Consider the following 11,887-nt stretch of genomic DNA (forward strand, 5'->3'; position numbering starts at 1 on the left):
AATTACGGGGATGCTACAATGCTTGCCCTCGAATGTTAACCTCCGGAGCCTTTCGTGTCCTCATTGCCGGTTGCCGCAATTCTTCCCGAACTTCTTTCCGCCCTGCAGCAGGCGCCGCAGGTGCTGCTTAACGCGCCTACCGGCGCGGGTAAATCAACCTGGCTGCCGCTACAGATCCTCGCCGATGGCAACATTGATGGCCGGATTATTCTGCTGGAGCCGCGGCGGCTGGCGGCGCGTAACGTCGCTCAGCGTCTGGCGGAGCTGCTGGGAGAAAAACCGGGAGAAACGGTAGGCTACCGGATGCGCGCCGAAAGCTGCGTTGGGCCAAATACCCGTCTGGAAGTGGTCACCGAAGGGATCTTAACCCGTACTTTGCAGCACGATCCGGAACTTTCCGGCGTGGGACTGGTGATCCTCGATGAATTTCATGAACGTAGCCTGCAGGCCGATCTGGCGCTGGCGTTGTTGTTGGACGTTCAGCAGGGGCTGCGTGACGATCTCAAGTTATTGATCATGTCGGCGACCTTGGATAACGATCGTCTGCAGCGCCTGTTGCCGGAAGCGCCGGTGGTAGTTTCCGAAGGGCGTGCATTCCCGGTTGAACGTCGCTTTACGCCGCTGGCGAGCCATCAGCGTTTTGCCGAAGCGGTAGCGATCGCCGCCGCGGATCTGCTGCGTGAGGAGCAGGGCTCGATGCTGTTATTCCTGCCGGGCGTTGGCGAAATTCAGCGCGTACAGGAACAATTAAGCGAGCGTGTGGCCAGCGATGTGCTGTTATGCCCGCTGTACGGCGCGCTGCCGCTGAGCGAACAGCGCAAAGCGATTCTCCCGGCGCCCGCCGGGATGCGCAAAGTGGTGCTGGCGACCAATATCGCTGAAACCAGTTTGACGATCGAAGGCATTCGCCTGGTGGTCGACAGCGCTCAGGAGCGGGTCGCGCGCTTCGATCCGCGCACCGGCCTGACCCGGCTAATCACCCAGCGGATAAGCCAGGCGTCAATGACCCAGCGCGCCGGTCGTGCCGGGCGTCTGGAGCCGGGGATCTGCCTGCATCTGCTGGCGAAAGAGCAGGCGGAGCGCGCGGCGGCGCAGAGCGATCCGGAAATTCTGCAAAGCGATCTATCGGCTCTGCTGCTGGAGTTGTTGCAGTGGGGCTGCCGCGATCCGGCCGAGCTTCGCTGGCTGGACCTACCGCCGGCGATCAATCTGGCGGCGGCGCGGCGTCTGTTGACGGCGCTATCGGCGCTGGAGGGCGAACGCCTTTCGGCTCACGGGCGCCAAATGGCGGCGCTGGGTAACGACCCGCGTCTGGCAGCCATGCTGACGGCGGCCGATTCCGCGGATGACGCGGCGACGGCGGCGAAACTGGCGGCTATTCTTGAGGAGCCGCCGCGCGGCGGCAATAGTGACTTAGGCGCCGCGTTTGCGCGCCAGCAGGGCAACTGGCAGCAGCGGGCGCAGCAGTTATTGAAGCGGCTGGCCAGCCGCGGCGGTCAGCCTGATGCTGAGCGGATGGCGGCGTTGCTGGCCCCAGCGTTTGCCGACCGGATCGCCCGTCGACGCGGCCAGGAAGGGCGCTATCAGTTGGCTAACGGCATGGGGGCGATGCTGGATGCCGATGACGCGCTCGGCCGTCACGAATGGCTAATTGCGCCGCTGCTACTACAGGGCAGTTCGGCGCCCGATGCGCGAATTTTGCTGGCGCTGCCGCTGGATATTGACCAACTGGTGGCGCAGCGTCCTGAGCTGATACAACGCTCCGATACCGTGGAGTGGGATGAAGCGCAGGGGACGCTAAAAGCCTGGCGGCGTAGCTGCATTGGCCAGCTGGTGATAAAAACTCAGCCGTTGGCGAAACCGTCGGAGGCGGAGCTGCACCAGGCGATGCTCAACGGTATCCGCGATAAGGGGCTCGGGGTATTGAACTGGACGCCGGAGGCTGAACAACTGCGCCTGCGGCTGCACTGCGCCGCGCAGTGGCTGCCGGAAGCGGACTGGCCCGCCGTTGATGACGCATCGCTGTTAGCTTCGCTGGAGGCGTGGCTGTTGCCGCAGATGACCGGGGTGCATTCGCTTCGGGCGCTCAAGGCGGTAGACCTGCGACAGGCGTTGCAAAACTGGCTGTCGTGGACGTTACGCCAGAAGCTGGATAGCGAGCTGCCGACCCATTACACGGTGCCGACCGGCAGCCGTATCGCTATTCGCTATCATGAAGATAACCCGCCGGCGCTGGCGGTACGGATGCAGGAGATGTTTGGCGAGGCGACGACGCCGCGCATTGCCGAAGGGCGGGTTCCCCTGGTGCTGGAATTACTTTCGCCGGCGCAGCGACCGTTACAAATTACCCGCGATTTGAGCGCCTTCTGGCAAGGGGCGTACCGCGAGGTGCAAAAAGAGATGAAGGGGCGCTACCCGAAACATGTCTGGCCGGATGACCCGGCGAATACCGCGCCGACCCGGCGGACGAAAAAATATTCCTGAGATGCAGCGCCGGCCGAGGCAGTTCTGAAAATCGGCGGCCTGAGTCACACGGCGCAATATTTATGTTATTAAAAAACATCATATTTTACCGTTTATCGCGTTTTGCGGTTGTAAAATGCTGGTTAAGAATGTCGCGGATTAGTGCTATTCTCTGTGGCCTGGACAATTCGTGCTATGTCCGGAGATATTCTTCAGCTTAAACAGATAATTATATGATTTGTTTAATGAATTATTCTTCGAAGATGATATGAAAGACGTCGGCCGCGGCAGCGCGGCGGGTGTTAAATTGAGAGATATCTTCTTCCTCCTTCAAGAGGAAGTATTGAGAATCAGGCCTTTACGCCTGAAAGTTGCGGAGAAAAAGCATGGCGGGAGATGACCGCGAGCCTATCGGACGTAAAGGGAGACCTTCACGCCCGGCAAAACAAAAAGTCACCCGTCGCCGGGTCCGGGAAGAGGACTACGACGATGATTACGATGACGATTATGAGGATGAACGACCGATGCCGAAGAAAGGAAAGGGCAAAGGCAATAAGCCTCGTCGTAAGCGCAGCTGGCTGTGGCTGCTGGTTAAGCTGGGGATTGTCTTTGCGGTAATTATCGCCGCCTATGGCGTCTACCTCGACCAGAAAATTCGCAGCCGCATTGACGGTAAAGTCTGGGAACTGCCGGCGGCAGTGTATGGCCGGATGGTCAACCTTGAGCCGGATATGCAGATCAGCAAAAACGAGATGGTGCGCCTGCTTAATGCGACCCAGTACCGTCAGGTCAGCGCAATGACGCGTCCTGGCGAATACACCGTACAGGCTAACAGCATCGAGATGATCCGTCGTCCGTTCGATTTCCCGGATAGCAAAGAGGGGCAGGTGCGCGCGCGTCTGACCTTCGATGGCGATCATCTGGATACCATCGAGAATATGGATAACAACCGTCAGTTCGGTTTCTTCCGTCTTGATCCGCGCCTGATCACCATGCTGCAGTCGGCGAACGGCGAGCAGCGCCTGTTCGTTAAGCGTAGCGGTTTCCCGGATCTGCTGGTGGATACGCTGCTGGCGACCGAAGACCGCCACTTCTATGAGCATGACGGTATCAGCCTGTACTCAATGGGCCGTGCGGTGCTGGCGAACCTGACGGCGGGGCGTACGGTGCAGGGGGCAAGTACCCTGACCCAGCAGCTGGTGAAGAACCTGTTCCTGTCCAGCGAGCGTTCCTACTGGCGTAAGGCCAACGAAGCCTATATGGCGCTGATCGTTGACGCCCGTTACAGCAAGGATCGTATCCTTGAGCTGTACATGAACGAAGTGTATCTCGGCCAGAGCGGCGACAACGAAATCCGCGGCTTCCCGCTGGCGAGCCTGTACTACTTTGGCCGCCCGGTAGAAGAGCTGAGCCTCGATCAGCAGGCGCTGCTGGTCGGGATGGTCAAAGGGGCGTCAATCTATAACCCGTGGCGTAACCCGAAACTGGCGCTGGAGCGGCGTAACCTGGTGCTGCGTCTGCTGCAGCAGCAGAACATTATCGACCAGGAGCTGTACGATATGCTGAGCGCCCGTCCGCTGGGCGTGCAGCCGCGCGGCGGGGTGATTTCTCCGCAGCCGGCGTTCATGCAGATGGTGCGCCAGGAGCTGCAGGCGAAACTGGGCGATAAAGTAAAAGATCTCTCCGGCGTGAAGATCTTCACCACCTTTGACCCGGTGGCTCAGGATGCGGCGGAAAAAGCGGCCATCGAAGGTATCCCGGCACTGAAGAAACAGCGTAAGCTGCCGGATCTGGAAACCGCCATGGTGGTGGTCGATCGCTTCACCGGCGAAGTCCGGGCGATGGTCGGCGGCGCGGAGCCGCAGTTTGCCGGCTACAACCGCGCGATGCAGGCGCGTCGTTCGATTGGTTCGTTGGCAAAACCGGCCACTTATCTGACCGCGCTGAGCCAGCCGAATCAGTATCGGTTGAATACGTGGATTGCCGATGCGCCGGTGACGATTCGCTTGTCGAACGGCCAGACCTGGTCGCCGCAGAACGACGATCGTCGCTTTAGCGGTCAGGTGATGCTGGTGGATGCCCTGACCCGTTCGATGAACGTGCCGACGGTTAACCTCGGGATGTCGCTGGGTCTGCCGGCGATCACCGATACCTGGCAGAAGCTGGGCGTGCCGAAAGACCAGTTGAATGCGGTTCCTGCGATGATCCTTGGCGCCCTTAACCTGACGCCAATTGAAGTCGCGCAGGCATTCCAGACCATCGCCAGCGGCGGTAACCGCGCAACGCTGTCGGCGCTGCGTTCCGTTATTGCTGAAGATGGTACGGTGCTGTACCAGAGCTACCCGCAGGCGGAACGCGCCGTTCCGGCGCAGGCAGCCTATATGACCCTGTGGACCATGCAGCAGGTGGTGCAGCGCGGTACCGGCCGTCAGCTTGGCGCCAAGTATCCTGGCCTGCATCTGGCGGGTAAAACCGGGACCACCAACAACAATGTGGATACCTGGTTTGCCGGTATCGATGGCAGCCAGGTGACGATTACCTGGGTTGGCCGCGATAACAACCAGCCGACCAAGCTGTACGGGGCCAGCGGCGCGATGTCGATTTATCAGCGCTACCTGGCTAACCAGACCCCGACGCCGCTGGCGCTGACGCCGCCGGAAGACGTCGTGGATATGGGCGTGGACAGCAACGGTTACTTCCAGTGTAGCGGCGGTATGCGTACGCTGCCGGTGTGGACTACCTCGCCGGATGCGCTGTGCCGCCAGGGCGAAGCCCTGCAGCAACAGCAGCAACAGCAGCAGGAAGCCAATAACCCGTTCAACCAGTCCGGGCAGCAGCAGCCTGCTAACCAACCGCAGCAGCAACAGCAGCAGCCTGCGAAGCAGGAAAAGAGCGATGGCGTGGCCGGCTGGATTAAAGATATGTTTGGCGGCAACTAAAACCGTTTAAGCTGAACGTCTGAACAGCCCCTTAATACGAAGGTATTAGGGGGCTTTTTTATTTAGGGTATCTGCTTAACACGGTGATAACTCCTTAATAACCGTCTGGTTATTTATTAATCCCTTGGCGCTTCCTGTTCGGCATAGCGCTTGCCTTGGATTCCGCGTTTCGCCTATTATGTCACCCGTCATAATAATAATTCTCGTTTACGTTATCATTCACTTTCATCAGAGATATACCAATGGCGCGTCTTAAAACTGCTCAGCCAAATCACTCGCTGCGTAAAATCGCAGTCGTAGTAGCCACGGCGGTTAGCGGCATGTCTGTTTATGCACAGGCTGCGGAACAACCGAAAGAAGAAACCCTCGTCGTTACCGCGGCGCCAGCCAGCCAGGAGAGCGCCTGGGGACCGGCACCGACTATCGCCGCGAAGCGTTCCGCCACGGCCACCAAAACCGATACTCCCATTGAAAAAACGCCGCAGTCTATCTCCGTGGTGACCCGCGAAGAGATGGACATGAAGCAGCCGACAACGGTCAAAGAAGCGCTCTCTTACACGCCGAGCGTTTTCTCCACTCGCGGTAGCTCGACCACCTATGATGTGGTCACCATTCGTGGATTCACCACCTCCAGCACGGTGAACACCAACCAGTATCTGGATGGCATGAAGCTGCAGGGTAACAACTACTCTGAAGTCTCGATGGACCCGTATTTCCTGGAACGCGTGGAAGTGATGCGCGGGCCAACCTCGGTACTGTACGGCAACAGCAACCCGGGCGGTATCGTCAGCATGGTCAGCAAGCGTCCGACCACCGAGCCGCTGAAAGAAGTACAGTTTAAAATGGGCACCGATAACCTGTGGCAAACCGGTTTCGACTTCAGCGACGCCATTGATGATGACGGCGTGTGGTCATACCGTCTGACCGGTTTAGGCCGCAGCCAGGATGCGCAGCAGCAGATGGCGAAATCGACCCGTTACGCCGTCGCTCCGTCCTTCAGCTGGCGTCCGGATGATAAAACCGATTTCACCTTCCTGAGCAACTTCCAGAATGACCCGGATGCGGGTTACTACGGCTGGCTGCCGCGCGAAGGCACCGTGGTGCCGTATTACGATGCCAACGGCAAGGCCCACAAGCTGCCAACCGACTTCAACGAAGGCGAGTCCGATAACAAGATGTCGCGTCGCCAGCAGATGGTTGGCTATAGCTTCTCCCATCAGTTCGATGACACCTTTACCGTGCGTCAGAACCTGCGCTATGCCGATGTGCATACGCTGTATCGTTCGGTCTACGGCAATGGTTACCAGGAGCCGGGGAAAATCAATCGTGCCTACGTGCGTTCCGATGAGCACCTGAATACCTTTACCGTTGATACGCAACTGCAGTCTGATTTTGCTACCGGCGCGGTGAACCACACGCTGCTGACCGGCGTGGACTACTCGCGGATGCGTAACGACGTTGATGCGGACTACGGTACAGCCGATGCCATTAGCATGACCAATCCGCAGTACGGCAACCCGAACGTGAACGTCAACTTCCCGTACGCGGTCCTTAACCGTATGGAGCAGACGGGCCTGTACGCGCAGGATCAGATGGAGTGGGACAAATGGGTGATGACCTTAGGCGGCCGCTACGATTACGCCACCACGTCTACCTTCACCCGTTCCACCAGCAGCATGGCGGAAAATCACGACCAGCAGTTCAGCTGGCGCGGCGGGATCAACTATCTGTTCGATAACGGTATCTCCCCGTACTTCAGCTACAGCGAATCGTTCGAACCGGTATCGGGTTCCAATAGCACCGGCAAGCCGTTCGATCCGTCGCGCGGTAAGCAGTATGAAGCCGGCGTGAAATACGTGCCGAAAGATATGCCGGTGGTGGTGACCGCGGCGGTCTATCAGCTGACTAAAGATAAGAACCTGACGGCAGACCCGAACGATCCGACCGGACTGTTCAGCGTACAAACCGGCGAAATCCGCTCCCGCGGCTTTGAGCTGGAGGCGAAGGCGGCGGTCAATGCCAATATCAACCTGACCGCGGCATACAGCTATACCGATGCCGAATACACTCACGACACCGTCTTCGAAGGCAAGCGTCCGGCGGAAGTGCCGCGTAACATGGCGTCACTGTGGGCGGATTACACCTTCCACGAAACCGCGCTTAGCGGGCTGACCATTGGCGCGGGCGCGCGTTATATCGGTTCGACGGTCAGCTACTACAAAAATGACACCAGTACCGGTAAGAAGAATGACTCCTTCAATGTGGCCGGTTATGCGCTGATGGATGCGACGGTGAAATACGATCTGGCGCGCTTTGGCCTGCCGGGGTCCTCGGTCGGCGTCAACGTCAACAACCTGTTTGACCGCGAATATGTCTCCAGCTGCTATAGCGAGTACGCATGCTACTGGGGGGCGGAACGTCAGGTTGTTGCTACCGCAACCTTCCGCTTCTAACTACTCACGGGCGCGGTTCGCCGCGCCCAATATCAGGTTGTTGCTATGCAGGAACAGACTCCGCATTCTGAGACGACGTTTGCGTTAAATCGCGTGACCTTTCGCGTGCCTGGCCGCACGCTGCTTCATCCCCTCTCGTTGACCTTCCCGGCAGGAAAAGTCACTGGCCTGATTGGCCATAACGGTTCCGGCAAATCCACGTTACTCAAAATGCTTGGCCGCCATCAGCCGCCTTCCGAAGGCGATGTGCTGCTGGACGGCCAGCCGCTGGACAGCTGGAGCAGCAAGGCGTTTGCCCGCAAAGTGGCCTATCTGCCGCAACAACTGCCGGCGGCGGAAGGGATGACGGTGCGCGAACTGGTGGCGATTGGCCGCTATCCGTGGCACGGCGCGCTGGGGCGCTTCGGCGTGGCGGATCGCGAAAAAGTAGAAGAGGCCATTGCGCTGGTGGGGCTGAAACCGCTGGCGCATCGGCTGGTGGACAGCCTTTCCGGCGGCGAACGCCAGCGCGCGTGGATCGCCATGCTGGTGGCGCAGGATAGCCGCTGTCTGCTGCTCGATGAACCGACGTCGGCGCTGGATATCGCCCACCAGGTCGATGTGCTGGCGCTGGTGCATCGTCTCAGCCAGCAGCGTGGCCTGACGGTGATCGCGGTCCTGCACGATATTAATATGGCCGCCCGCTATTGCGATTATCTGGTGGCGCTGCGCGGCGGCGAAATGATCGCCCAGGGGACGCCGGCGGAACTGATGCGCAGCGAAACGCTGGAACAAATCTACGGCATCCCGATGGGGATCCTGCCGCATCCGGCGGGCGCAGCGCCGGTAAGTTTTGTCTATTGATGGAAAATTCGAACTTCTTCTCACGCCGACGCCTGTTGACGGCAATGGCGCTGTCGCCGCTGCTGTGGCAGATGCGCGGCGCGCAGGCGGCGAACGTTGACCCGCAGCGCGTCGTCGCGCTGGAGTGGCTACCGGCCGAGCTGCTGCTGGCGCTCGGCGTTACGCCCTACGGCGTAGCCGATATTCCCAACTACAACCTGTGGGTCAATGAGCCGGCGTTACCCGCTTCGGTGATTGATGTCGGCCTGCGCACTGAACCCAATCTTGAATTACTGACGCAGATGAAACCGTCGTTTATCGTCTGGTCGGCAGGCTATGGCCCGTCGCCGGAAAAGCTGGCGCGCATTGCGCCCGGTCGCGGCTTCACCTTCAGCGACGGCAAACGGCCGCTGGCGATGGCCCAGCGTTCGCTGCTGGAAATGGCCGACCTGCTGGGTAAGCAACAGCAGGCGAAGCGCCATCTGGCGGAGTTCGACGCGTTGATGGAAAGCCTGCGTCCGCGATTTGCCGAGCGTGGCGATCGCCCGCTGCTGATGATTTCGCTACTTGATGCTCGCCATGTGCTGGTCTTCGGCGAGAACTGCCTGTTCCAGGAAGTGCTCGATCGTTTTGGCATCAAAAACGCCTGGCGCGGTGAAGCGGCATTCTGGGGCAGTATCACCGTAGGCATCGATCGGCTGGCGGAATTTAAAGAGGCCGATGTTATCTGTTTCGATCACGGCAACGATCGGGAGATGGCCCAGATGATGGCGACCCCGCTGTGGCAGGCGATGCCTTTCGTGCGCGCCGGGCGTTTCCAGCGCCTTCCGGCGGTATGGTTCTATGGCGCGACGCTGTCGGCGATGCATTTCGCCCGCGTACTGGCCGATGCGCAGGGGAGGGCGGTATGAACGCGCGTTTCTCGCCGTTAGCCATTATCCTGTTGGTCGTGTTGCTGGTTGCCGCTTTCGCGCTGAGCATCATCAACCTTCAGGTTGCTTTACCTTACGCGCAGTGGCGTCAGGCGCTGTGGCAGCCGGATAGCGATAATATCGCCCAGATGTTGTTCCATTACAGCTTGCTGCCGAGGCTGGCTGTATCGTTGCTGGTCGGCGCCGGGCTGGGGCTCGTCGGCGTACTGTTCCAGCAGGTGCTGCGTAACCCGCTGGCGGAGCCGACCACGCTCGGCGTTGCCACCGGCGCGCAGCTCGGAATGACGGTGACGACGCTATGGGCGATTCCCGGCGTGCTGGCGTCGCAGTTTGCCGCGCTGGCAGGCGCTTGTCTGGTCGGCGCGCTGGTGTTCGGCGTCTCGTGGGGCAAACGTCTGTCGCCGGTGACGCTGATCCTGGCCGGTCTGGTGGTGAGTCTCTATTGCGGCGCGGTCAATCAGCTGATGGTGATTTTCCATCACGACCAGCTGCAAAGCATGTTCCTGTGGAGTACCGGGACGTTGACGCAGACCGACTGGAGCGTGGCGCAGCGCCTGTGGCCGCAGCTGCTTGGCGGCGCAATATTGACGCTGCTGTTGCTACGCCCGTTAACGTTGATGGGGCTGGATGATGGCGTGGCGCGAAATCTCGGGCTGGCGCTTTCTCTGGCGCGCCTTGGCGTCTTGACTCTGGCGATAGTAATAAGCGCGCTGCTGGTCAACGCGGTCGGCATTATCGGCTTTATCGGTCTGTTCGCGCCGCTGCTGGCGAAAATGCTCGGCGCCCGCCGCCTGCTATCGCGGCTGGTACTGGCGGCGCTACTTGGCGCGCTGATCCTGTGGCTTTCCGACCAAATTATTCTCTGGCTCAGCCGGGTATGGCGGGAAGTGTCGACCGGGTCAGTCACCGCGCTGATTGGCGCGCCTTTATTACTGTGGCTACTGCCGCGGCTGCGTAGTATCAGCGCGCCGGTGATGAACGGCGGCGATAAGGCGTTGATTGAGCGCCGCAACGTGCAGTGGTTCGCGCTGGGCGGACTGGCGCTGATGTTGTTGGCGGTAACCGCCGCGCTGACCTTTGGCCGTGATGCGCAGGGGTGGCAATGGGCCAGCGGCGATCTGCTGGAGCAATTAATGCCATGGCGCTGGCCGCGGGTGCTCTCGGCGCTGTTCGCCGGGGTGATGCTGGCCGTCGCGGGTTGCATTATTCAACGCCTGACCGGTAACCCGATGGCCAGCCCGGAAGTGCTGGGTATCAGCTCTGGCGCGGCGTTCGGCGTGGTGTTGATGCTATTCTTCGTACCGGGCAACGCTTTTGTCTGGCTGCTGCCAGCCGGCAGTCTTGGCGCGGCGGCGACGCTGCTGGTCATCCTGGTCGCCGCCGGGCGCGGGGGGTTCTCGCCGCACCGGATGCTGCTGGCGGGGATGGCGCTGAGCACCGCTTTCACCATGCTATTGATGATGCTACAGGCCAGCGGCGATCCGCGAATGGCGCAAATCCTGACGTGGATGTCCGGTTCGACCTATAGCGCGACGCCGGAGATGGTGCTGCGTAGCGGGGTGGTAATGTTGGCGCTATTGGCGCTGGCGCCGCTCTGTCGCCGCTGGCTGACCATCCTGCCGCTCGGCGGCGAGGCGGCGCGGGCGGTGGGAATGGCATTAACGCCATCGCGTATTGGGTTGCTGCTGCTGGCGGCGAGCCTGACGGCAACGGCGACGCTAACCATTGGGCCGTTAAGTTTCGTTGGTTTAATGGCGCCGCATATTGCGAGGATGATGGGATTCCGCCGGACGATGCCGCATATGGTCATTTCCGGACTAATTGGCGGGATGCTGCTGGTGTTCGCCGACTGGTGCGGGCGAATGATCATGTTCCCCTACCAAATCCCGGCGGGGCTGTTATCGACGTTTATCGGCGCGCCGTACTTTATCTATTTGCTGAGAAAGCAGAGCCGCTAACGATCCCGGATGGCCTCAACATCCCCGGTGGCGCTAGCGCTTACCGGGGCTACAAGGCTGCGCGATTTGCTAGCCCGGACAAGGCGCAATGCGCCGCCTCAGGGAAAATCCCCGGTGGCGCTAGCGCTTACCGGGGCTACAAGGCTGTGCGATTTGGTAGCCCGGACAAGGCGCAATGCGCCGCCTCCGGGAAAATCCCCGGTGGCGCCAGCGCTTACCGGGGCTACAAGGCTGCGCGATTTGGTAGCCCGGACAAGGCGCAGCGCGCCGCCTCCGGGAAAATCCCCGGTGGCGCCAGCGCTTACCGGGGCTACAGTGCT

General features: G+C 60.3%; 6 protein-coding genes. All 6 read left to right on the forward strand.

The window, feature by feature from the left end; translation table 11 throughout:
• Positions 1 to 54: 54 nt before the first annotated feature.
• Positions 55 to 2,484 (forward strand): ATP-dependent helicase HrpB, encoded by a 2,430-nt coding sequence (gene hrpB / locus AC22LX_RS22465; RefSeq protein ID WP_045390103.1) that lies wholly within the window; start codon positions 55 to 57, stop codon positions 2,482 to 2,484.
• 365 nt (positions 2,485 to 2,849) lie between these two features.
• The gene (mrcB, locus tag AC22LX_RS22470; RefSeq protein WP_045390106.1) at positions 2,850 to 5,402 is read left to right on the forward strand and encodes a bifunctional glycosyl transferase/transpeptidase; all 2,553 of its coding nucleotides are present in this window, start codon (positions 2,850 to 2,852) and stop codon (positions 5,400 to 5,402) included.
• Positions 5,403 to 5,644: 242 nt separating this feature from the next.
• Positions 5,645 to 7,855: a ferrichrome porin FhuA gene (gene fhuA / locus AC22LX_RS22475; protein ID WP_045390109.1), complete on the forward strand. Its 2,211-nt coding sequence runs from the start codon at positions 5,645 to 5,647 to the stop codon at positions 7,853 to 7,855.
• Positions 7,856 to 7,900: 45 nt separating this feature from the next.
• Entirely contained in the window at positions 7,901 to 8,698 is a 798-nt protein-coding gene (gene fhuC / locus AC22LX_RS22480; RefSeq protein WP_045390112.1) for a Fe3+-hydroxamate ABC transporter ATP-binding protein FhuC, read from the forward strand.
• Positions 8,698 to 9,588, forward strand: a complete 891-nt coding sequence (gene fhuD / locus AC22LX_RS22485; protein WP_045390115.1) for a Fe(3+)-hydroxamate ABC transporter substrate-binding protein FhuD — start codon at positions 8,698 to 8,700, stop codon at positions 9,586 to 9,588. The genes fhuC and fhuD overlap by 1 nt, the downstream gene beginning before the upstream one ends.
• A complete protein-coding gene (gene fhuB, locus AC22LX_RS22490) occupies positions 9,585 to 11,567 on the forward strand; it encodes a Fe(3+)-hydroxamate ABC transporter permease FhuB (protein WP_047050155.1) in 1,983 nt (660 codons plus the stop codon). The genes fhuD and fhuB overlap by 4 nt, the downstream gene beginning before the upstream one ends.
• The last annotated feature ends 320 nt before the right edge of the window (positions 11,568 to 11,887 follow it).

The sequence above is a fragment of the Klebsiella sp. PK01 genome, from assembly GCF_057624675.1.

What these genes read in the sequence shown, in the direction of transcription:
- fhuB (WP_047050155.1), top strand. Translation starts at nt 9,585, where the DNA reads ATGAACGCGCGTTTCTCGCCGTTAGCCATTATCCTGTTGGTCGTGTTG.
- fhuA (WP_045390109.1), top strand. Translation starts at nt 5,645, where the DNA reads ATGGCGCGTCTTAAAACTGCTCAGCCAAATCACTCGCTGCGTAAAATC.
- fhuD (WP_045390115.1), top strand. Translation starts at nt 8,698, where the DNA reads ATGGAAAATTCGAACTTCTTCTCACGCCGACGCCTGTTGACGGCAATG.
- mrcB (WP_045390106.1), top strand. Translation starts at nt 2,850, where the DNA reads ATGGCGGGAGATGACCGCGAGCCTATCGGACGTAAAGGGAGACCTTCA.
- fhuC (WP_045390112.1), top strand. Translation starts at nt 7,901, where the DNA reads ATGCAGGAACAGACTCCGCATTCTGAGACGACGTTTGCGTTAAATCGC.